Annotated in this window: 13 protein-coding genes; 6 read left to right on the forward strand and 7 right to left on the reverse strand. The window is 35.6% G+C overall.

Annotated elements, in window-relative coordinates:
- The first annotated feature begins 229 nt into the window (after positions 1–229).
- Genes ACQY29_RS11250 through ACQY29_RS11260 form a run of 3 tightly spaced genes read left to right on the forward strand, consistent with a single transcriptional unit; the run spans position 230 to position 12732 of the window.
- Positions 230–9865 (forward strand): gliding motility-associated C-terminal domain-containing protein, encoded by a 9636-nt coding sequence (locus ACQY29_RS11250; RefSeq protein ID WP_428225280.1) that lies wholly within the window; start codon positions 230–232, stop codon positions 9863–9865.
- A gap of 6 nt (positions 9866–9871) precedes the next feature.
- Entirely contained in the window at positions 9872–10789 is a 918-nt protein-coding gene (locus ACQY29_RS11255) for a PorP/SprF family type IX secretion system membrane protein (RefSeq protein ID WP_428225281.1), read from the forward strand.
- Between the two features lie 17 nt (positions 10790–10806).
- Positions 10807–12732, forward strand: a complete 1926-nt coding sequence (locus tag ACQY29_RS11260) for an OmpA family protein (protein ID WP_428225282.1) — start codon at positions 10807–10809, stop codon at positions 12730–12732.
- A 92-nt stretch (positions 12733–12824) separates the two neighbouring features.
- Here ACQY29_RS11260 and ACQY29_RS11265 read toward each other — a convergent pair whose 3' ends face one another.
- Entirely contained in the window at positions 12825–13208 is a 384-nt protein-coding gene (locus tag ACQY29_RS11265; protein ID WP_428225283.1) for a hypothetical protein, read from the reverse strand.
- 363 nt (positions 13209–13571) lie between these two features.
- On the opposite strand from ACQY29_RS11265, the gene ACQY29_RS11270 reads away from it, so the two are divergent.
- From ACQY29_RS11270 to ACQY29_RS11280, 3 genes are all read left to right on the forward strand, one after another.
- Positions 13572–14588 (forward strand): GyrI-like domain-containing protein, encoded by a 1017-nt coding sequence (locus ACQY29_RS11270; protein ID WP_428225284.1) that lies wholly within the window; start codon positions 13572–13574, stop codon positions 14586–14588.
- A gap of 92 nt (positions 14589–14680) precedes the next feature.
- Positions 14681–15289: a uridine kinase gene (gene udk / locus ACQY29_RS11275; RefSeq protein ID WP_428225285.1), complete on the forward strand. Its 609-nt coding sequence runs from the start codon at positions 14681–14683 to the stop codon at positions 15287–15289.
- A gap of 30 nt (positions 15290–15319) precedes the next feature.
- Positions 15320–15649 carry an FtsB family cell division protein gene (locus ACQY29_RS11280; protein WP_428225286.1) on the forward strand — a complete coding sequence of 110 codons (330 nt, stop codon included), beginning with the start codon at positions 15320–15322 and terminating at the stop codon, positions 15647–15649.
- 478 nt (positions 15650–16127) lie between these two features.
- Here ACQY29_RS11280 and lpdA read toward each other — a convergent pair whose 3' ends face one another.
- From lpdA to ACQY29_RS11310, 6 genes are all read right to left on the reverse strand, one after another.
- Positions 16128–17516, reverse strand: coding sequence for a dihydrolipoyl dehydrogenase (lpdA, locus tag ACQY29_RS11285; protein ID WP_428225287.1), 1389 nt, complete (start codon positions 17514–17516; stop codon positions 16128–16130).
- 118 nt (positions 17517–17634) lie between these two features.
- Positions 17635–18396: a cyclase family protein gene (locus ACQY29_RS11290; RefSeq protein WP_428225288.1), complete on the reverse strand. Its 762-nt coding sequence runs from the start codon at positions 18394–18396 to the stop codon at positions 17635–17637.
- Between the two features lie 113 nt (positions 18397–18509).
- A complete protein-coding gene (locus ACQY29_RS11295; protein ID WP_428225912.1) occupies positions 18510–20558 on the reverse strand; it encodes a prolyl oligopeptidase family serine peptidase in 2049 nt (682 codons plus the stop codon).
- 179 nt (positions 20559–20737) lie between these two features.
- On the reverse strand, positions 20738–22945 hold the full coding sequence (locus ACQY29_RS11300; protein WP_428225289.1) for a TonB-dependent receptor: 2208 nt from the start codon (positions 22943–22945) through the stop codon (positions 20738–20740).
- Between the two features lie 56 nt (positions 22946–23001).
- Positions 23002–23358 (reverse strand): hypothetical protein, encoded by a 357-nt coding sequence (locus ACQY29_RS11305; protein WP_428225290.1) that lies wholly within the window; start codon positions 23356–23358, stop codon positions 23002–23004.
- A 135-nt stretch (positions 23359–23493) separates the two neighbouring features.
- On the reverse strand, positions 23494–24162 hold the full coding sequence (locus tag ACQY29_RS11310; RefSeq protein WP_428225291.1) for a uracil-DNA glycosylase: 669 nt from the start codon (positions 24160–24162) through the stop codon (positions 23494–23496).
- Positions 24163–24182: the final 20 nt, after the last annotated feature.

Consider the following 24182-nt stretch of genomic DNA (forward strand, 5'->3'; position numbering starts at 1 on the left):
AAAAGAAAACCAAAGTTTAACTATCTAAGTATTAAAGTAGTAATTTTAGTATTCAAAAGTTGCGGATATAACTTTTGTAATTCCCAAAAACAGAAAAGTATTTTCTCTTTTTTCATAGAATATACTTTCAGATGACCCTAATGCTTAAATCTCCGGATTAAAGTATAAAGTTTTAGTTGATTTTTTAACTAATCAACTTCAGTGTATTATTAATCTTAAAATGGTTATTATGAAAGGGAAAATTATACTAACTTTTTTATTTTTATTGTGCGCAATAAAAATAAATGCTCAAATTATCCAATTCGACGGTTTTAACTGTAACACTACTAACAATGGTGACGAATGGGGAGTTCCAGATGTAGTTGATGGAAACGATACTTCTACAGGAACGGCTGATATTATTAATTTTTGGTATGATAATGATCATCAATATTTGTATCTAGCCTTCGACAGAGAAGCAACTGGTAACAGTTCATTCTCGTTTTTCATCAATACAGACTGTAACAATTCTACTGGTGACCCAACAAAAAATGGCGCTGATCTTGCAGCCTTCTTTTCGATTAGCCCAGGATCTAATCCAACAATTACAGATAATTTTATTTACAAATGGAACGGCTCTCAATTCGTCCAAAGCACTACAACTTTTGATGCTAAACTGGGAAACATTAATTGTGTTAATACTAATTTGGGTCTATTCTTCGAATTAAGAATTAAACTTACTGATATTTTCAATACTTGTGATGCTACAACAAATTGTAATAAACTAACCATAGAAGTAGGCTCCTCTCTAGCAGGTGGTAGTCCTAATTCAGCTTTAAAAGATACTTTTGTGGTTCCTTTTTTAATAGGAATCAATTCTACACCTAAAGCTTGTTTTACAACTAACGGCGGTCTTTGCAAAAACAATTCAATTTCATTCGATGCAAGTTGCTCTACTTTCTTCAATTCTGATGTTTATAATAACACTAATTATCCCGATACAGACGATTTTATAACTAGTTACCTATGGGATTTTAGCTATGATGGGGTAACTTTTAATAACGAAGGTAGTGGGATAAGTATCAACCACATTTTCACTACAGGAGGAAGTCATGTAGTTGCACTCAAAGTTACTGATAATTATGGATGTACACATATCACAACTAAGACTATTACCATTTTAGAAGCTCCATTAGCAGATTTTACTTATTCATTTGGTTCTTGCCCATATAATGTAAATTTCAATGGCTCTTTATCAGTTGATAATACGCCTCCAAATAATTTAATTTATGAATGGGATTTCAATTACAATGGCAGTACTTTTAATTCAATGGCATCTGGAATAACACCTAATTACAGTTATTCAAATTGCGGTAATTATACCGTAGCTTTGAGGGTAACAGATCCGAACACTGCAATTCCTTGTAACCAAATCATAAAAACACGTATTGTTAGCGTACAAGATTCCACCCCCCCAACCATTACTATCCTAGCATCAAATATGACCGTAGCTTGTGATGGTCTTGGAAATTCAAACGCATTAAACACATGGTTAAACTCTAATGCAGGTGCTGTAGCAACAGACAATTGTGGAATTGTAACTTGGTCTAACAATTATACTTCATTTCCTACAAGTTGTGGAAAAGCAGGTGACGTAAATGTCATTTTTACTGCTACAGATAAATGTGGAAACAGTTCAACTACTTCGGCTACCTTTACTATCGAAGATAAAACAGCGCCAAGTATTGCCATTCAAGCAGCAAACCAAACCGTAGAATGCGACGGACAAGGCAATCAAGCAGCATTAGCCGCATGGTTGGCATCAAATGGAGGTGCTTCAGCTTCTGATGCGTGTTCGAATGTAACTTGGTCAAATAACTATACTGCATTGTCAGAGGATTGTGGAGCTTCAGGTTCGGCTACCGTAACCTTCACCGCAACCGATGATTGTGGAAACAGTTCAACTACTTCGGCTACCTTTACGATTGAAGATAAAACAGCGCCAAGTATTGCCATTCAAGCAGCAAACCAAACCGTAGAATGCGACGGACAAGGCAATCAAGCAGCATTAGCAGCATGGTTGGCATCAAATGGAGGTGCTTCAGCTTCTGATGCGTGTTCGAATGTAACTTGGTCAAACAACTACACTGCATTGTCAGAGGATTGTGGAGCTTCAGGTTCGGCTACCGTAACCTTTACCGCAACGACCGATGATTGTGGAAACAGTTCAACTACTTCAGCTACCTTTACGATCGAAGATAAAACAGCGCCAAGTATTGCCATTCAAGCTGCAAACCAAACCGTAGAATGCGACGGACAAGGCAATCAAGCAGCATTAGCAGCATGGTTGGCATCAAATGGAGGTGCTTCAGCTTCTGATGCGTGTTCGAATGTAACTTGGTCAAACAATTACACTACATTGTCAGAGGATTGTGGAGCTTCGGGTTCGGCTACCGTAACCTTTACCGCAACCGATGATTGTGGAAACAGTTCAACTACCTCGGCTACCTTTACTATCGAAGATAAAACAGCACCAAGTATTGCCATTCAAGCTGCAAACCAAACCGTAGAATGTGACGGACAAGGCAATCAAGCAGCATTAGCCGCATGGTTGGCATCAAATGGAGGTGCTTCAGCTTCTGATGCGTGTTCGAATGTAACTTGGTCAAATAACTACACTGCATTGTCAGAGGATTGTGGAGCTTCAGGTTCGGCTACCGTAACCTTTACCGCAACCGATGATTGTGGAAACAGTTCAACTACTTCGGCTACCTTTACGATTGAAGATAAAACAGCGCCAAGTATTGCCATTCAAGCAGCAAACCAAACCGTAGAATGCGACGGACAAGGCAATCAAGCAGCATTAGCAGCATGGTTGGCATCAAATGGAGGTGCTTCAGCTTCTGATGCGTGTTCGAATGTAACTTGGTCAAACAATTACACTGCATTGTCAGAGGATTGTGGAGCTTCGGGTTCGGCTACCGTAACTTTCACCGCAACGGATGATTGTGGAAACCAATCCACTACTTCGGCTACCTTTACTATCGAAGATAAAACAGCACCAAGTATTGCCATTCAAGCTGCAAACCAAACCGTAGAATGCGACGGACAAGGCAATCAAGCAGCATTAGCAGCATGGTTGGCATCAAATGGAGGTGCTTCAGCTTCTGATGCGTGTTCGAATGTAACTTGGTCAAATAACTACACTGCATTGTCAGAGGATTGTGGAGCTTCAGGTTCGGCTACCGTAACCTTTACCGCAACCGATGATTGTGGAAACAGTTCAACTACTTCGGCTACCTTTACGATTGAAGATAAAACAGCGCCAAGTATTGCCATTCAAGCAGCAAACCAAACCGTAGAATGCGACGGACAAGGCAATCAAGCAGCATTAGCCGCATGGTTGGCATCAAATGGAGGTGCTTCAGCTTCTGATGCGTGTTCAAATGTAACTTGGTCAAATAACTACACTGCATTGTCAGAGGATTGTGGAGCTTCAGGTTCGGCTACCGTAACCTTCACCGCAACCGATGATTGTGGAAACAGTTCAACTACTTCGGCTACCTTTACTATCGAAGATAAAACAGCGCCAAGTATTGCCATTCAAGCTGCAAACCAAACCGTAGAATGTGACGGACAAGGCAATCAAGCAGCATTAGCAGCATGGTTGGCATCAAATGGAGGTGCTTCAGCTTCTGATGCGTGTTCGAATGTAACTTGGTCAAATAACTACACTGCATTGTCAGAGGATTGTGGAGCTTCGGGTTCAGCTACCGTAACCTTTACCGCAACCGATGATTGTGGAAACAGTTCAACTACTTCGGCTACCTTTACTATCGAAGATAAAACAGCGCCAAGTATTGCCATTCAAGCAGCAAACCAAACCGTAGAATGTGACGGACAAGGCAATCAAGCAGCATTAGCAGCATGGTTGGCATCAAATGGAGGTGCTTCAGCTTCTGATGCGTGTTCGAATGTAACTTGGTCAAACAATTACACTGCATTGTCAGAGGATTGTGGAGCTTCGGGTTCGGCTACCGTAACTTTCACCGCAACGGATGATTGTGGAAACCAATCCACTACTTCGGCTACCTTTACTATCGAAGATAAAACAGCACCAAGTATTGCCATTCAAGCTGCAAACCAAACCGTAGAATGTGACGGACAAGGTAATCAAGCAGCATTAGCAGCATGGTTGGCATCAAATGGAGGTGCTTCAGCTTCTGATGCGTGTTCAAATGTAACTTGGTCAAATAACTACACTGCATTGTCAGAGGATTGTGGAGCTTCAGGTTCGGCTACCGTAACTTTTACCGCAACGGATGATTGTGGAAACAGTTCAACTACTTCGGCTACCTTTACTATCGAAGATAAAACAGCGCCAAGTATTGCCATTCAAGCTGCAAACCAAACCGTAGAATGCGACGGACAAGGCAATCAAGCAGCATTAGCAGCATGGTTGGCATCAAATGGAGGTGCTTCAGCTTCTGATGCGTGTTCGAATGTAACTTGGTCAAATAACTATACTGCATTGTCAGAGGATTGTGGAGCTTCAGGTTCAGCTACCGTAATTTTTACCGCAACGGATGATTGTGGAAACAGTTCAACTACTTCAGCTACCTTTACTATCGAAGATAAAACAGCACCAAGTATTGCCATTCAAGCAGCAAACCAAACCGTAGAATGCGACGGACAAGGCAATCAAGCAGCATTAGCCGCATGGTTGGCATCAAATGGAGGTGCTTCAGCTTCTGATGCGTGTTCAAATGTAACTTGGTCAAATAACTACACTGCATTGTCAGAGGATTGTGGAGCTTCAGGTTCGGCTACCGTAACTTTTACCGCAACGGATGATTGTGGAAACAGTTCAACTACTTCGGCTACCTTTACTATCGAAGATAAAACAGCGCCAAGTATTGCCATTCAAGCTGCAAACCAAACCGTAGAATGCGACGGACAAGGCAATCAAGCAGCATTAGCAGCATGGTTGGCATCAAATGGAGGTGCTTCAGCTTCTGATGCGTGTTCGAATGTAACTTGGTCAAACAACTACACTGCATTGTCAGAGGATTGTGGAGCTTCAGGTTCGGCTACCGTAACCTTCACCGCAACGGATGATTGTGGAAACAGTTCAACTACTTCGGCTACCTTTACGATTGAAGATAAAACAGCACCAAGTATTGCCATTCAAGCAGCAAACCAAACCGTAGAATGCGACGGACAAGGCAATCAAGCAGCATTAGCAGCATGGTTGGCATCAAATGGAGGTGCTTCAGCTTCTGATGCGTGTTCGAATGTAACTTGGTCAAATAACTATACTGCATTGTCAGAGGATTGTGGAGCTTCAGGTTCGGCTACCGTAACCTTCACCGCAACCGATGATTGTGGAAACAGTTCAACTACTTCAGCTACCTTTACTATCGAAGATAAAACAGCGCCAAGTATTGCCATTCAAGCTGCAAACCAAACCGTAGAATGCGACGGACAAGGCAATCAAGCAGCATTAGCAGCATGGTTGGCATCAAATGGAGGTGCTTCAGCTTCTGATGCGTGTTCAAATGTAACTTGGTCAAATAACTACACTGCATTGTCAGAGGATTGTGGAGCTTCAGGTTCGGCTACCGTAACCTTTACCGCAATCGATGATTGTGGAAACAGTTCAACTACTTCAGCAACCTTTACGATCGAAGATAAAACAGCGCCAAGTATTGCCATTCAAGCTGCAAACCAAACCGTAGAATGTGACGGACAAGGTAATCAAGCAGCATTAGCAGCATGGTTGGCATCAAATGGAGGTGCTTCAGCTTCTGATGCGTGTTCGAATGTAACTTGGTCAAATAACTATACTGCATTGTCAGAGGATTGTGGAGCTTCAGGTTCAGCTACCGTAACCTTTACCGCAACGGATGATTGTGGAAACAGTTCAACTACTTCAGCTACCTTTACTATCGAAGATAAAACAGCGCCAAGTATTGCCATTCAAGCAGCAAACCAAACCGTAGAGTGCGACGGACAAGGCAATCAAGCAGCATTAGCAGCATGGTTGGCATCAAATGGAGGTGCTTCAGCTTCTGATGCGTGTTCGAATGTAACTTGGTCAAATAACTATACTGCATTGTCAGAGGATTGTGGAGCTTCAGGTTCGGCTACCGTAACTTTTACCGCAACGGATGATTGTGGAAACAGTTCAACTACTTCGGCTACCTTTACTATCGAAGATAAAACAGCGCCAAGTATTGCCATTCAAGCTGCAAACCAAACCGTAGAATGCGACGGACAAGGCAATCAAGCAGCATTAGCAGCATGGTTGGCATCAAATGGAGGTGCTTCAGCTTCTGATGCGTGTTCGAATGTAACTTGGTCAAACAACTACACTGCATTGTCAGAGGATTGTGGAGCTTCGGGTTCAGCTACCGTAATTTTTACCGCAACGGATGATTGTGGAAACAGTTCAACTACTTCAGCTACCTTTACTATCGAAGATAAAACAGCACCAAGTATTGCCATTCAAGCAGCAAACCAAACCGTAGAATGCGACGGACAAGGCAATCAAGCAGCATTAGCCGCATGGTTGGCATCAAATGGAGGTGCTTCAGCTTCTGATGCGTGTTCAAATGTAACTTGGTCAAATAACTACACTGCATTGTCAGAGGATTGTGGAGCTTCAGGTTCGGCTACCGTAACCTTCACCGCAACCGATGATTGTGGAAACAGTTCAACTACTTCGGCTACCTTTACGATTGAAGATAAAAAAGCGCCAAGTATTGCCATTCAAGCTGCAAACCAAACCGTAGAATGCGACGGACAAGGCAATCAAGCAGCATTAGCAGCATGGTTGGCATCAAATGGAGGTGCTTCAGCTTCTGATGCGTGTTCGAATGTAACTTGGTCAAATAACTATACTGCATTGTCAGAGGATTGTGGAGCTTCAGGTTCGGCTACCGTAACCTTCACCGCAACCGATGATTGTGGAAACAGTTCAACTACTTCAGCTACCTTTACGATCGAAGATAAAACAGCGCCAAGTATTGCCATTCAAGCTGCAAACCAAACCGTAGAATGCGACGGACAAGGCAATCAAGCAGCATTAGCAGCATGGTTGGCATCAAATGGAGGTGCTTCAGCTTCTGATGCGTGTTCGAATGTAACTTGGTCAAACAACTACACTGCATTGTCAGAGGATTGTGGAGCTTCAGGTTCGGCTACCGTAACCTTTACCGCAACCGATGATTGTGGAAACAGTTCAACTACTTCGGCTACCTTTACGATTGAAGATAAAACAGCGCCAAGTATTGCCATTCAAGCAGCAAACCAAACCGTAGAATGCGACGGACAAGGAAATCAAGCAGCATTAGCAGCATGGTTGGCATCAAATGGAGGTGCTTCAGCTTCTGATGCGTGTTCGAATGTAACTTGGTCAAATAACTATACTGCATTGTCAGAGGATTGTGGAGCTTCAGGTTCGGCTACCGTAACCTTTACCGCAACGGATGATTGTGGAAACCAATCCACTACTTCAGCAACCTTTACGATCGAAGATAAAACAGCGCCAAGTATTGCCATTCAAGCTGCAAACCAAACCGTAGAATGCGACGGACAAGGCAATCAAGCAGCATTAGCAGCATGGTTGGCATCAAATGGAGGTGCTTCAGCTTCTGATGCGTGTTCGAATGTAACTTGGTCAAATAACTACACTGTATTGTCAGAGGATTGTGGAACTTCGGGTTCAGCTACCGTAACTTTTACCGCAACGGATGATTGTGGAAACCAATCCACTACTTCGGCTACCTTTACGATCGAAGATAAAACAGCACCAAGTATTGCCATTCAAGCTGCAAACCAAACCGTAGAATGTGACGGACAAGGTAATCAAGCAGCATTAGCAGCATGGTTGGCATCAAATGGAGGTGCTTCAGCTTCTGATGCGTGTTCGAATGTAACTTGGTCAAACAACTACACTGCATTGTCAGAGGATTGTGGAGCTTCAGGTTCGGCTACCGTAACCTTTACCGCAATCGATGATTGTGGAAACAGTTCAACTACTTCGGCTACCTTTACGATTGAAGATAAAACAGCACCAAGTATTGCCATTCAAGCAGCAAACCAAACCGTAGAATGCGACGGACAAGGCAATCAAGCAGCATTAGCAGCATGGTTGGCATCAAATGGAGGTGCTTCAGCTTCTGATGCGTGTTCGAATGTAACTTGGTCAAACAACTACACTGCATTGTCAGAGGATTGTGGAGCTTCAGGTTCGGCTACCGTAACCTTCACCGCAACGGATGATTGTGGAAACAGTTCAACTACTTCAGCTACCTTTACTATCGAAGATAAAACAGCGCCAAGTATTGCCATTCAAGCAGCAAACCAAACCGTAGAATGCGACGGACAAGGCAATGTAGAAGCTTTAAATCAATGGTTACTAACACATGCTGGTGCCACAGCTATAGATAATTGTAGTTCGGACATAGTCTGGACAAATAATTACCATACTATTTATGATGATTGTGGTGCTACAGGCACAATAACGGTGACTTTTACAGCTATGGATGATTGTGGTAACAAAACGAATACCGATGCAACATTTACAATACAGGATACCATTAAACCCGTATTTTCAAATGAAGCTCCATCTGATATAACTGTTGAATGCGATAACATTCCAGTTCCTATACAATTACAAGCATCAGATTTATGCCAAGGAAATATTGATGTTGTTTTCAATGAAATTATTGAAAATAAAGATAACGAATGTGGCTCTAATTATACAATAAAAAGAATTTGGACAGCAATTGATTGTAAAGGAAATAAAAATGAATATTTCCAAACCATTACAGTTCAAGATACTACAAAACCAAAATTCACAATTGAGTTACCAAAAGATATTATTACTGAATGTAATGAAATTCCCGATGTACCAACAATTACAGCAAGTGACAATTGTGATAATAATGTGAAAGTAAATTTTGTTGAGAAAAGAATTCAAAATGAAGAAAATTGCAATTCTCAATATACATTGGAAAGAACATGGACTGCTATAGATTGTTCTGGAAATTCAACACTTTACAAACAGTTGATACAAGTACAAGATACAAAAGCACCTATTTTAGTTACTCCGATTTCAGAAAACATAGACGCTAAGTGTAACGAAATTCCATTAAAACCTGAATTAAAATTTGAAGATAATTGTTCTAATTCAATACATATAGATTATAGCGAAAATATAAGTAATCAAAATGATTATGGCTATGTAATAACTCGAGAATGGATTGCTACAGATGAATGTGGTAATGCAACAATTATCAAACAAATCATAAATGTAAGTATAGGTGCCTATTCTAATGTAATTTCAAGTCTGTGTATAAAAGAAGCAGCAATTGATTTATTTAGTTTATTAGAACCTACTATTGAAAAAGATGGGATTTGGCTCGATGTTAATAATTCTGGAGGCTTAAATGGAAGTCAATTTGATCCAAAAAATGTAACACCAGGATTCTATGTACTTAGATACACCATTAAAGAAGGGACTTGCCCGAGAATAATTGAAATTCATATGAGTGTAGTTGATGACTGTGTCGTACTTCCATGTTCTATAACTGATTTAAACATTTCTAAGGTTGTAACACCTGGTAGTGATGGTCAAAATGATTTCTTCAGAATCGGTGGTTTAGAAAGTTGTGGTTTTGCTTATGAAGTTAAAATCTTCAATAGATGGGGAAATTTAGTTTATGAAAACGAAAATTATCAAAATGACTGGAGTGGAGAAGCTAAAGGAGCTATATCAGGAGATAATTTACCATCGGGTACTTACTATTATATAGTCAATATCTTACGAAGCGGATTTGGCATTTTTAATGGCTATTTTTATTTAGGAACCAAAAACTAACACCATATGAAACGTATAATTCTTACCTTATTAGTAGGTGTTATCAGTTCTTGCGCAGTTGCACAACAAACACCTCAGTTTACACAATATATGTACAACACTATAGCTGTAAACCCCGGATATGCAGGAAGTAGAGAAGCATTATCTATTGTTGCATTACATAGAAGTCAATGGGTGGGCATGAAAGGTGCACCAACTACCCAAACATTATCCATACATAGTCCACTTAGAAACGAAAGATTTGGCGTAGGCTTCTCTTTTATAAATGATAAACTAGGTTACGAACGAAATAATTATCTCTATGGTGATTTTTCATATACCGTAAATTTAGGAATAGAAACAAAGCTTGCTTTTGGTTTAAAAGGAGGTTTAAGCTATTACTCAATTGATGAAGCATTATATAATGATCCTCAAGTAAATACTGACCCTTATTTCAATAATCGATTCAATATTTGGAAACCCAATCTAGGTGCTGGAATTTATTTACATCAACCAAAATGGTATGTTGGCTTTTCATCCCCTAGACTTATTGAAAATGATTATAACAAAGATGGCGGTTATAAAGCCATAGAACAATCGCATTTTTATGGCATAGCAGGATATGTTTTTGACCTAACAAACGACGGGAGTATAAAAATGAGACCTACTGCACTGGTTAAACTTACCAAAGGAGCTCCAGCTTCTATCGATGGTACTTTATCATTTCTTTTTAATGAAAAACTCTGGATAGGTGGTGCTTATCGAGTAGATGACTCTGCAGCAGGATTGGTAGATTTTCAAATTTCAAAACAACTCAGAATTGGTTATGCATATGATTACCCCATTTCTAAAATAAAACCTTACAATTCTGGTTCACATGAAATTTTCTTATTATTTGATTTCAAATTTGATAAATCAAAATACAAATCACCTCGTTATTTCTAACCCAAAAAGTCTGAACCATGAAAAAAGTACTATTTTTCCTAACTGCTGTACTCTATTTCGGAATAACACCGTACGCTTCAGCACAATTTGGGAAACAGAAAAAAGCTGATGCTTTGTTTAATAGCTTTTCTTTTGTAAAAGCCATTGAGACCTATAAAATTTTAATAGAAAACAATTACAATGTAGAATATGCAAAGAGGAAACTAGGAGATAGTTATTCTATGCTTAGAGACCCTCAAAATGCCGCTTATTATTATTCAGATGCTGTAAAGCAACCTAACATAGATCCTGAATATTATTTGAAATATGCATTAGCTTTACGGTCGCTAAAAAAATATGAAGAATCCGAAGTTTGGCTAAACAAATATAAAGAATCAGGAGCTAACGATTCTAGAATTCAAAAAATAGCAGAAGATAAAAATTTCATAACCAATATCTATAACCTAAAACAGCAATATTTTTCAAAATCCGTACCGTTTAATTCTGAATTAAGTGATTTTGGGGCAATTGAAAACAATGGAACCATTTATTTTGCTTCAACTAGAGACAAAGGTGTAGGTATTAAAAGAACTTATACTTGGAATCAGCAACCATTTTTAGACCTCTACACGACCAAGAAAGAAGGAGAAAACTACACAGAATCAGAAAAAATCAATGGTGATGTAAATACAAAATTTCACGAAGGCCAAATTAGTATTTCTAAAGATGGAAAAACCATGTTCTTTACTCGCAATAATTATAATAATGGAAAAAAACAAAAAGATGAAAATGGAACAAATAACTTAAAAATATATAAAGCAACTTTAAATGATAAAGAAAAATGGACTAATATTACTGAACTGCCTTTTAACAGTAATAACTATTCCGTTGGACATCCAAGTTTGTCTGCTGATGGGAAAACTTTATATTTTGCTTCTGATATGCCAGGAGGAAAAGGAAAATCAGACTTATACAAAGTAACTATAAGTGGTGATAATTATAGTAAACCTGAAAATCTAGGAGATAAAATTAATACAGAAGGCAATGAATTATTCCCATTTGTACATAATGACGGTAATCTTTTTTTCTCTTCAGATGGTTTACAAGGTTTAGGCGAATTAGACATTTTTACTACTGTACTCGATGACGAAGGGAATATACAGGAAATTATTAATTTAGGTGTACCTGTAAATTCCAATACTGATGATTTTGCTTTTTTTCTGAATGATTCAGGGGAAACAGGATTTATTTCTTCAAATCGAGAAGGCGGTAAAGGCGATGATGACATTTACGGTTTTGATCGAATTCCTCCATTTTCTATTAAAGGTATAGTAACAGATGTAATTAACAAACAACCTGTAAAAGATGCTAAAATTATAATCAAAGACAAAGATGGAAATATTATTGCCGATTTATTAACTGATCAAAAAGGGAAATATAATATAGCTGCTGATAGAGAGACCAATTACACCATTGAAGCCTCACATCCTAAATATCAGCCAGAACCATCAAAAGTAGCCGATACGCATAATTCAAAAGGCAAATCATTCATACAAGTAGATTTTGAATTAGATCCAGTACAAAACGTAGATATTTTGGCCGATATAAATATTCAAAATATCTATTTTGACTTTGACAAGCATAATATTAGAACGGATGCAGCTATAGAATTAGAAAAAATAGCCGATTTATTACTAAAAACTTATCCTGCAATGGAAATTGAAATTGGCTCACACACAGATAGTCGAGGTAGTTTCAAATACAATGAAGCATTAGGAATAAGAAGAGCAAATGCTACTTACAATTATTTAGTTTCTAGAGGTATTAACCCTAATAGAATTAAAAAACATGAAGGATTTGGGGAATACAATTTAGTGAACGACTGTAAGGACGGGGTTGATTGTTCGGAATCTTCTCACCAACTCAACAGACGATCTGTATTTACAATATTGAAAATGAAATAAGTATTTTTCCCTTTCAATACTTAATTTGGAAGACAGCCTTGAAAAAAAATCATGGCTGTTTTCTTTATTTTGAATCATATACCCAAAAAATATTATTTTAGAATCTTTGCTACATTAGGTTTAAAATAATTTGGACCTTTCATTACTTTTCCATCTTCTCTATAAATTGGTCTACCATCCTCCCCTAGTTTACTCATGTTACTACGCTGAATTTCTTCAAACACTTCTTCAATTTTATATTGCAATCCATGTTCTAAAATTGTACCACATAAAACATAAAGCATATCACCTAATGCATCTGCAATTCCAACAATATCTTTTTTTTCAAGGGCTTGCAAATATTCTTCATTTTCCTCTTTCATCAAAGTATAACGCAAAATACTAACACTCTCTTCTAAATTAGCTGTAGGAAACTCATTAACTCCAAGTCCAAATGCCGTATGAAATTCTCTTACCGCTTTAATTTGTTTCTTCATATTCAACTATAATTCTAAATCCTTTAAGGTATTTAATCGAAAAGAACTGCATTATTTTGAAAACAAAGTGGCTTTATAACTCCATAAATATGTACTTTTACACAAAAAAATCTATGTTTAGTCAAGGACAACTTCTTTTTGCAGTCACTTTTTTAGTCGCTTTTGTCGCATTAATGGTTTTTTCTTATCGCAAAGATATCAAATTACACAAAATACATTATAGAGGGAGTTTATGGATTTTAGTAGGGTTTACTCTTTTTATAGGTTTATTATTCGCTATAAAGTTTTTACTAAAAAATCAATAGATAATTTGAATTTTAACATTTTTTAATAACTTTACACTGGACAATCAACTAAAAAACTATGAAAGTTGCTAAATATCTATTTTTACTTCTCCTATTATTAGCAGGCACCATTTCGGTTTTTGTAGCTACTAAAGACGGTAATTACACTATTAAGCACGAACAAATTATAGAAGTCCCTAAAGATATTGCTTATAAATACTTCACAAATCCTAGTAATTGGGATTCTATTAACCCTTGGAAGGGCGAAAATTTCAAAATTGTTGAAAGTAAAAACAACTTAAACCAATCCATTATTCAAAAAGTTTTGCTTAATGATGTTGTAAATGATTTGAGATTAGAATTTCACGATACTTTATCTAACAAAACTAATGCCATTTGGTTTACACAAGGTCAACTTACTTTTAAAGATAAATTTTTAAGTATCATTGGTAGAGGAGCCAAAAATGACTTTGAAGATCGTTTTAAAGATGCTTTAACCTTTGTAAACAAAACTTTAATACGCGAAATAAACAATTTTAATTTTAAACTTGATGGATTTGTAAAAAGAGATACAGTGTATTATATACAAAAACCAATAGTTTCCACTAAAGAACAAATTCCAACTATGATTAAGCATTTTGTTCCTAAGTTGGAAAAAATATTATCAAGCACAAATACAAAAACAAAAGGAGCTCCATTCCTAATTTATCATCAAAAAGACAGTCTAAAAAATCAATTTAAATATTCTATCGCTGTACCCACTGAACATAAAATATTTTTGAGTTCAGATAGTGACATTATTAATGGGCAAATAGACCCATCAAGTACTATTAAAGCAACCATAAAAGGAAATTATCGCCATTTAGCAAAAGCTTATACTGCATTTACTAAATTCATGGATGAGAACAAACTTGAAAAAAGTTATAAATTTAAAGAAATTGAAGTGCTTGTAAAAACAGCCATTACTGAAAAATCAGCTTCAAATTTAGTAACTGAGCTTTATTTTCCTGTAAAACCTAAAAAAACAGTTGTTAAAATCAAGTCTATAAAAAAAGATAGTCTCACAAATATCACACCTTCCACTCCAACCAACTAGTTTATTAAGCAAAAAGCAAGTTATCCTATATTTTTTAAAATTAAATCTGCAAAAAATCACTATTTTTGCTCTTTATAACAATTTTAAAATATATGTTAATTATTGGAATTGCTGGTGGAACTGGCTCTGGAAAAACAACTGTAGTACACAAAATCATGAACGAACTTCCTGAGACTGAAGTTGGTATCATTTCACAAGATTCATATTACAAAGAAACTCATGATTTAAGTTATGAAGAGCGTTCAAAAATAAATTTTGACCACCCTCGTGCTATCGATTTTCCATTATTAGTTGAACATTTAAAAGACTTAAAAGAAGGCAAAGCTATTGATCAACCCGTTTACTCTTTTGTTAAACACAACAGAACTGGTGATACGATACATACTCATCCTCGCAAAGTAATGATAGTTGAAGGTATTCTTATTTTTACCAATCAAGAATTACGTGATATGTTTGACATCAAAGTATTTGTACATGCAGACTCTGACGAACGGTTGATTAGACGTTTAAAACGTGATATTGCCGAAAGAGGAAGAGATATGGAAGAAGTTTTAAATAGATACCAAGACACGCTAAAACCAATGCACGAACAGTTTATTGAGCCCACAAAAGCTTTCGCAGATATTATTATTCCGAATGATAAACACAATACCGTTGCTATTGATGTAGTTAGAGCTGTAATTAATCAAAGAATATCATAGTATTGTAATTAAAAAATCCTTCCCTTTTTTATGCTAAAACAAATTCGAAAAATATTCAAAGAAGTAACCTGGTTGCGTTTTATAAGCAACAAGTATGTTTTAGTTACTGGATTTTTTGTAATATGGTTATTATTCCTAGACAATTATTCATATATCGACCACCGAGTACTTAACCACGAAATAGAAGAACTTGAGGATAACAAAAGTTATTATAAGGAAGAAATTTTGAAAGATAAAGAACAAATTAGTAAATTTAAAAGTCCTAATGAAATCGAAAAATATGCTCGTGAAAAATATTACATGAAGCGTGAAAATGAAGATATTTATATTATTGAGTTTGAAGATGACACTTTAAAATAATTTTTACTACAAACAAAAACACTTATAAAGAAAGGGCACTATTTATAGAATGCCCTTTTCTATTTAAGGTAAATTTAATTTTAGCAATTAAAGGCGTAACAATTTCTAAAGTATTTTGATTTATATATAAAAATAACACCCTCAAGAAGTATTACAAGCGTCAGTTTTCAAAAAAAATCAAAATACCTTCAATAAAATAAGGGATATATTGTGCCAAACACTCAATAACAATGAAATCCCCAATAAATACAATGACTACTTCCCAAGCTAAAGCATCAAATTATAATTTAAAATTTGTATTAGCATTTTAAAATTACTCTACGTAAACGTTTGACTAATTATTGGGATTGTTCCTAAATTCTTGCTTAAAATCATTTTCTACAAACCAACATATAAGGATTAATAATCATTTAAAAATATAAAAAAAATCCGCTAAGTAATACTTAACGGATTTAATATTTCTAGAATCTATATTCGATTATAAGTGAATTACTTCACCATAAGCGTCAGCAACTGCTTCCATTACTGCCTCACTCATGGTAGGGTGTGGATGCACTGCTTTTAAAATCTCATGCCCTGTAGTTTCTAATTTACGAGCTACTACAGCTTCGGCAATCATATCCGTTACGCCAGCACCAATCATGTGACAACCTAACCATTCACCATATTTAGCATCGAAAATTACTTTTACGAAACCGTCTTTTGTTCCAGCAGCCGTTGCTTTACCCGAAGCAGAGAATGGGAATTTACCCACTTTAATTTCGTATCCTTTTTCTTTAGCCGCTTTTTCAGTTAAACCTACAGAAGCAATTTCAGGAGTAGCATACGTACATCCTGGGATATTACCATAGTCTAACGCTTCTACATGTAAACCAGCAATTTTCTCCACACATAAAATACCTTCTGCTGAAGCTACGTGCGCAAGAGCTTGCCCTGGTGTTACATCACCAATAGCATAATAACCAGGTACATTTGTTTGGTAGTAAGCATTTACTAAAATCTTATCTCTATCCGTTGCAATACCAACATCCTCTAAACCGATTCCTTCGATATTTGTTTTAATACCTACCGCAGATAAAACAATGTCAGCTTCTAAGATTTCTTCCCCTTTAGCTGTTTTCACCGTTGCCTTAACACCAGCTCCTGTAGTATCAACTTTTTCTACCGAAGCATTCGTCATAATATTGATTCCTGCTTTCTTTAAAGAACGCTCAAATTGTTTTGAAACGTCTTCATCTTCTACAGGAACAATGTTTGGCATAAATTCTACAATAGTAACCTCAGTCCCCATAGAATTATAAAAATGAGCAAATTCAACACCAATAGCCCCTGAACCTACAACAATCATTTTCTTAGGTTGTTCAGGTAAAACCATAGCTTGACGGTAACCAATTACTTTTTTACCATCTTGTGGCAAATTAGGCAATTCGCGAGAACGAGCACCAGTGGCAATAATGATATGGTCCGCTGTATATTCCGCAAGTGTACCATCAGCCGCTGTAACCTCTACTTTTTTTCCTGGTTTTACTTTACCAAAACCATTGATTACCTCAATTTTATTTTTTTTCATCAGGAACTGAACACCTTTGCTCATTCCTTCTGCAACATCACGAGAACGTTTGATTACAGCTCCAAAATCTTTATCAACATTATCAACTTTTAATCCGTAATCAGAAGCATGTTTTAGGTAATCAAAAACTTGAGCTGACTTTAATAAAGCTTTAGTAGGAATACATCCCCAGTTTAAGCAAATTCCACCCAAATTTTCTTTTTCAATTACAGCTACTTTAAAGCCTAATTGCGAAGCGCGAATAGCAGTAACGTAACCACCAGGTCCACTACCTAAAACTATAACATCGTATTTCATTTTATTTGATTTTTCAAGTTTTCAGAGCACGAAATTAAATATAATTTATCGTATAATAAAAAAATACTATAAAAAGCCCTGTTAAATAGTTGAAAAAACTGACTTAACGCACTCTTTATTAATCCAAAAATGCCACTACACGAGCAGGACCAGCCGAACCTCCTTTAATTTTTAAAGGAAAACAAGCTACTTTAAAACCAGTATATGGTAAAGCATCTAAATTAACTAATTGTTCCATGTGGCAATATTCGTGGTTTACACCAACCAAATGTGCTTCCCAAAACAAATTTTTATTATTCGTTTTTTTAGCCTGCTCAATTTGATAAGGTAAAGGTAAATCCCATCCCCATTGGTCAATCCCCATAACTTTAACGCCTTTATTTATGAGATATAAAGTTGCATCGGCCGTCATTCCAGTGCCTTTTTTATAATAATCTTTATCGTAAATGTATTTATCGCGGCCTGTTTTTATCAAAACAATCATCATTGGTTTAATTACAATAGCATGCTTCTCTAAAAAAATCTCAATATCTTGAGCTGATATGGGTTCAAAGTCAGCTTTATACGACATATCAATCACCACGCCTTCCCCATAGCACCATTCCAATGGTACTTCATCAATAGTTTTGGCTTTTTTACCTTCACTGATAGGTCCATAATGATAAGGAGCATCGAGGTGTGTGGAAGCGTGTACCCCCAATCTTTTAATTTGATCATCTGCCCAACCCTGAAATTCATTTGGAAATAATTTGAACGGCAAACCAAAAAGTCGGATAATCCACTTCGCTTTTTTATGAATTTTTTGATTAATTTTCACCTTCATAAAAAAAGGGTCGTTAGGATTTTCAAATATAGTTTTGGATAAATCTATAATGCGCATATTTATATTTTAAAAGGAATATACTTACAAATAAAAGATATTTTAACATAAAATAAAAACCTGTAGTACACTAAAATACTACAGGTTGAAATTAAAAGATCAATATCAAATTATCAGTTCATTTTTTTAATTCCCATATTCCATAAAATAAACGATTGTACATCTATACTTTCATTAATCAAAGCACTTACTGATTTTCCAGCTCCATGACCTGCATTAATATCAATACGAATTAAAGTGGGGTTATCGCCAGTTTGTTTTTCTTGCAATTCAGAAGCAAATTTAAAACTATGCGAAGGTACCACTCTATCGTCATGATCACCCGTAATTACCATAGTTGCAGGGTAAGGAATTCCTGACTTAACATTATGAACTGGAGAATATTTTTTGATATATTCAAACATAGAGGCGCTTTCATCGGCAGTACCATAATCATACGCCCAACCAGCTCCTGCTGTAAAGGTGTGATAACGTAACATATCTAAAACACCTACTGCAGGTATAGCGACTTTCATTAAATCAGGGCGTTGTGTCATGGTTGCCCCTACTAACAAACCTCCGTTAGAACCACCTCTAACAGCTAAAAAATGATTTGAGGTGTATTTATTGGCAATCAAATATTCCGCGGCAGCTATAAAATCATCAAATACATTTTGTTTTTGCATTTTAGTACCTGCTAGATGCCACTTTTTACCATATTCGCCGCCACCTCTTAAATTAGGTACAGCATAAACACCTCCATTTTCTAACCAAAGTGCATTAGATATACTGAAAGAAGGCGTTAAACTAACATTAAAACCACCATAACCATATAGAATTGTTGGATTATTACCATCTAGTTTAAGCCCCTTTTTATAGGTAATAATCATAGGAACTTTAGTTCCATCCTTTGATGTATAAAACACTTGTTTGGATTCAAATTTTTCGCTATCAAAATCAACTTTTGGTTTTTGATATAAACTTGACGTCCCTGTTTTAGGTTGAAAGGCATAACTGCTTCCTGGTGTAAAATAATTGGAAAAAGTAAAATACAAGGTTTCTTCATTACGTTTACCATAAAAACCACTTACGGTGCCCACACCTGGCAAATCTATAGTGTGAATTAATTTCCCTTGATAATCAAACTGTTTTACCATAGAAACAGCATCTTTCATATAATGAGCAAAAATGTACCCCGAACCCACTGTTGGAGTTAAAACATTTTCAGTTTCAGGAATTAAATCTTTCCAATTCACTTGCTGTGGATTAGTTAAATCCATTGTAACTATACGATTATTAGGAGCGTTGTAATTAGTATTAATATAAAATTTACTTCCTACATTATCAATTATATCGTTATCCGTATTAAAATTAGCAACTATAGTAACTATAGAACTATTAGGTTGGGATAAATCTTTAACATACAACTCATTTCCTGAAGTTGAAGTTGAAGCTGAGATAACAAGATAATTCCCGTCTTCCGTGACAGCACCACCCACATAGCGACGTTTTTGTTCTGCGCCAAAAATGACTTTATCTTCTTTTTGAGCAGTTCCCAGTTTATGATAATACAATTTATGCTGGTCTGTTTTAGCCGAAAGTTCACTTCCTGTAGGTTTATCATAACTAGAATAATAAAAACCTTCATTTTTGTACCACGAAAGCCCACTAAACTTCACATCAACTAATTTTACATCTATAATAGATTTTGTATGTGCATCAATTACTATCACTTCTCTCCAGTCAGAGCCACCAATAGAAATTTGATAAGCAACTTTGCTGCCATCTTCTGAAAAAGTAATACCTGCTAAGGAAGTTGTCCCGTCTTTTGAAAAAGTATTTGGGTCCAAGAAAACTTCTTCTTTACCTGATTTATCTTTGCGATACAAAACAGATTGGTTTTGCAAACCATTATTTTTGTAAAAATAGGTGTATTCACCTTCTATAAAAGGAGCACTTATTTTTTCATAATTCCACATTTTCTCTAAACGCGACTTTAGTGTTAGTCGATAAGGAATTTGGCTTAAATAATTGTAAGTAACGGTATTTTGTTCTTTTACCCAAGCCTCTGTTTCAGCGGATCGATCATCTTCTAACCATCGATACGGGTCTTTAACAGCAGTACCGAAATAGGTATCGGTATGCTCGCTTTTTTTGGTAACTGGATATTTAATACCATTCATAGGTTTTGGAGATTGTGCTATGACACTAAGGCCAATAATTAAAAATACACCTTTTGCAATTTGTTTCATTAATCAGTTGCTTTCTTTTACAAAAATAAGGTTTGATTGGTTCTTTGTTTAAAAATTCACAAAAAAAAAAGCACCTCTAATAAAGGTGCTCTAAAATAAAAGTTGCTAATTTATATTTTGAAATTGATTCCGAATACAATATTTCTTCCCATATTTAAAATACCATTTGATTTTAAACGTGATAAATGCGAAGTATATTTTTGGTTAAAAACGTTTGTTGCATTACAATTAAAATCAAAATTCATTTTAAAAATTGAAAAACTTCCTCCAAGTCCTAAATTCACCAATGAATAGCCATTTGTTGCTGTTTCAAATTCAGAATTTTTATTTTGAGCTAAATACGATTCAATGTTTGCTGAAAAATAAGCATCTCTAAGTGTTTTCCCCAAACTAAACTGTGTACGTAAACTATTATTTAATTTATTGGCAGGAATTAAAGGTAGGTATTCATTATTTTGTTTCTGACCAGTCACTGTTTCAAAACTTGAAGTGATGTGCAACCAATCAATAGGATGTGGATGTATATGAAAGCCGAATTCACCACCATAAAGACGTGCATTTGCTTGCAGATATTCATATACCTGATAATCATTGGACATTAAATTAGTAGGAGCAATAAAAATATAATTATTGATATGATTATAAAATGTATTTGCAAAAAACTCAAAATGTGTATTCCCATATTCAAGGTTTAAATCGGCTTGAATGTTTTGCTCATTTTTTAAATTTTCATTTCCAATTTCAAATCGATTACTACCTTCGTGCACCCCATTTGATGTAAGCTCTGCCAAGTTAGGCGCTCTGAATCCGCTGGCTAAATTGAAACGCAAATTAACCTTTTCAGTAATCGTTGTTTTATAACCTAATGAGGCATTAAAACTATTATATTGCTTTTGTATTGCTTTAAAATAAACTTCTTCCCCTTCAACTCCATGATTTTCTGTAGAAATGTTGCGTGTATCAAATCGGAAACCTGCTTGAAAAACATTTTTTTTCAAATTTAACATTGAAGTTGCTAATACACCAAAATCTTTCGTTTTAGCATTCGGAATCAATAATTCTTCTCCAAAATTAACATTAGTTTGATGCATACCTTGAACTCCTAAAATAGTTTCTAGCTGAGCCATTTTAGGTAAATGGTATTTCAAATCATAATTAAATGTTTTCAAATTCATATTCAAAAGAGCAACAGGAGCATCTTCAAATTCTTTCCTTTGATTACCAATATAACCTAATTGCGTTTCTATTTTTGATTTTTTTAAATAAATAGTATTCGCCCAGCTTGCTATTTGTCCTAAAACAGCTTGACGAGGATATAAAGGCATTTTGTCGGTATTTTGCTCAGCAATTGCATCTGGCAACCCTACATTGAGTAAGTTGACATTGTATCTGAAAACCGAATTAAAACGGCTGGAAGTATATCCTAAAGCCATTTTAGCATCTGTTTCATTAAATCTTGAATTAGTTACTCTTTCATCATTTCCAGTTGTATAATCAGAATGTGTATTATGTGAACCTCGCACATTAAATTTCCAATGTTCACCTGCTGTTTTCAATCCAAAACTAGTTGAACTTCCTAGAGTATTTGAGAAGTATTTTTGACTAAAATCTGCTACATAAGTGTTTTTAGATGCAAATTTTTCTGGTATAAAGTACAATACACCTCCTAAGGCATCAGAACCATATAACAAAGAAGCTGGTCCTTTTATAACTTCAACACTTTCTACGCCACTGTCGTTTAAACCTAAACCATGTTCCTCCCCAAACTGTTGATTTTCTAAACGTACCCCTTGCGCATAAACTAATACTCGATTACCACTTAAACCACGAATAACTGGTTTGCCTATTGACGTTCCAGTAGAAACATTTGCTACCCCAGGAATTGTAGCTAACCCTTCCATAAGAGTAGTTACTCCCTTTTGTTGTAATTCTTTTACAGAAGCATGCTCCACTTTCATAACATTTTGTCGTTGTGCTTTATTAAAAGCTGTAGACACAATTACTTCTTCTATATGATGACTATGCGACTCTGAAAGTTGTACATCATAAATCGTTTCTGAATTTTGTATAACTACATTAGATACAAATTCGTCATATTGTTTATGATTAAAGATTATGGCAAACGTACCTGTAGGTAAATTTTCAAATTTATATTCACCTGTATTAGAAGTAAAAGTTTCTAAATGCAAGTCAGGAATATTAACACTTACATGTTCTAATTTCAAATTTTTAAGATTAGTAACGCTTCCTTTTAATGTATTTTGACTATATACAATAGCAGTCAACCCTAAAAACAGGGCTGTTAATAATTTATTCATAAAATGGGTATATTATTGTTAATTAATGATAAAGTAGACTTCAAAGTCTTAGCTAATTAAACAATAAAATAAGGGGGAGCTCTTGATTTTTGTCGACTCCCAGTATAACTCGAAAGGAATTGACAATAAACAAACTTAACTGAAGTAAAATTTGATATTTTAATTGACTCAAAAAAAGTAATTTCAATAGGCAAATAGGTACTAAAATTGTAATGACAAACAAAACAATCATCAAAATCTTTATGCCCGTGAGAAATTACAGTATGAGCATGGTCGTATTTATGGTGGCAATGCTCTTTTTGAATTAAATCAACTAGATGCTCAAAAGAGTGCAATGACTGAAACGCTATAGCAAACCATAACGCTCCTATCAAGCTAAAACTAAAAAAAGCTATTTTTCTTTTGAAATTCATCAAGGCAAAAATATGAAAAGAAATTACCTAACCATTCATTCTTTGAAAAAAAAAAAAATCAAACCAAGAGCTATTTTTAACAAAAAAAATAATTTATTAACTTTTTCATCTATTTATATTCAAAACTTATTAAAATCACCATTCAATAGTTGCTAACGAATGTTTATCTAAATAATCATTTACCAATCTGAAATGATTATTCCCAAACCAAAAACCACGATTGGCACTTAAAGGCGATGGATGTCCAGACTCTAAAACTAAGTGCTTATCTCGGTTAATTTTTTTTCCTTTTTTTTGCGCAAAACTTCCCCATAACAAGAAAACAACATGTTCGCTGTTTTCAGAAATATACTCAATAACCGCTTCTGTAAATACATTCCACTTCAAATGTTTATGACTATTTGCTTGATCTTTTCTAACCGTTAAAGAGGCGTTTAATAACAAAACACCTTGTTTCGCCCAAGACTCTAAGTTACCTGAGGTAGGAAAAAATATGCGATCAAATTCTTTATTAATTTCGGTGAAAATATTTTTTAACGAAGGAGGAATTGCAACGCCTTCATTTACAGAAAAGCATAATCCATTAGCTTCTCCTTCGCCATGATACGGGTCTTGACCAATGATAACCACTTTCAAATCCTTAAAATCAAACTGGTTGAAGGCATTATAAATAAGTGTTTGAGGAGGATAACAGGTATGGTTTTGATATTCCTGAGTCACTTGTAGTTGCAATTCTTGAAAATACTTTTTCTCAGATTCACAATCAAAAATAGGTTGCCACGAAGGATGTATATCAAAATGCATATTCTTTTTGGGCAAATATA

This window comes from Flavobacterium sp. (assembly GCF_965262375.1).
GTDB lineage: Bacteria > Bacteroidota > Bacteroidia > Flavobacteriales > Flavobacteriaceae > Flavobacterium.

Excerpts from the sequence above, each read along its gene's own strand:
- ACQY29_RS11290 (WP_428225288.1), bottom strand. The coding sequence starts at position 18,396 with ATGCGCATTATAGATTTATCCAAAACTATATTTGAAAATCCTAACGAC.
- udk (WP_428225285.1), top strand. The coding sequence starts at position 14,681 with ATGTTAATTATTGGAATTGCTGGTGGAACTGGCTCTGGAAAAACAACT.
- ACQY29_RS11295 (WP_428225912.1), bottom strand. The coding sequence starts at position 20,558 with ATGAATGGTATTAAATATCCAGTTACCAAAAAAAGCGAGCATACCGAT.
- ACQY29_RS11310 (WP_428225291.1), bottom strand. The coding sequence starts at position 24,162 with ATGCATTTTGATATACATCCTTCGTGGCAACCTATTTTTGATTGTGAA.
- ACQY29_RS11270 (WP_428225284.1), top strand. The coding sequence starts at position 13,572 with ATGAAAGTTGCTAAATATCTATTTTTACTTCTCCTATTATTAGCAGGC.
- ACQY29_RS11250 (WP_428225280.1), top strand. The coding sequence starts at position 230 with ATGAAAGGGAAAATTATACTAACTTTTTTATTTTTATTGTGCGCAATA.
- ACQY29_RS11265 (WP_428225283.1), bottom strand. The coding sequence starts at position 13,208 with ATGAAGAAACAAATTAAAGCGGTAAGAGAATTTCATACGGCATTTGGA.
- lpdA (WP_428225287.1), bottom strand. The coding sequence starts at position 17,516 with ATGAAATACGATGTTATAGTTTTAGGTAGTGGACCTGGTGGTTACGTT.
- ACQY29_RS11300 (WP_428225289.1), bottom strand. The coding sequence starts at position 22,945 with ATGAATAAATTATTAACAGCCCTGTTTTTAGGGTTGACTGCTATTGTA.
- ACQY29_RS11280 (WP_428225286.1), top strand. The coding sequence starts at position 15,320 with ATGCTAAAACAAATTCGAAAAATATTCAAAGAAGTAACCTGGTTGCGT.
- ACQY29_RS11305 (WP_428225290.1), bottom strand. The coding sequence starts at position 23,358 with ATGAATTTCAAAAGAAAAATAGCTTTTTTTAGTTTTAGCTTGATAGGA.
- ACQY29_RS11255 (WP_428225281.1), top strand. The coding sequence starts at position 9,872 with ATGAAACGTATAATTCTTACCTTATTAGTAGGTGTTATCAGTTCTTGC.
- ACQY29_RS11260 (WP_428225282.1), top strand. The coding sequence starts at position 10,807 with ATGAAAAAAGTACTATTTTTCCTAACTGCTGTACTCTATTTCGGAATA.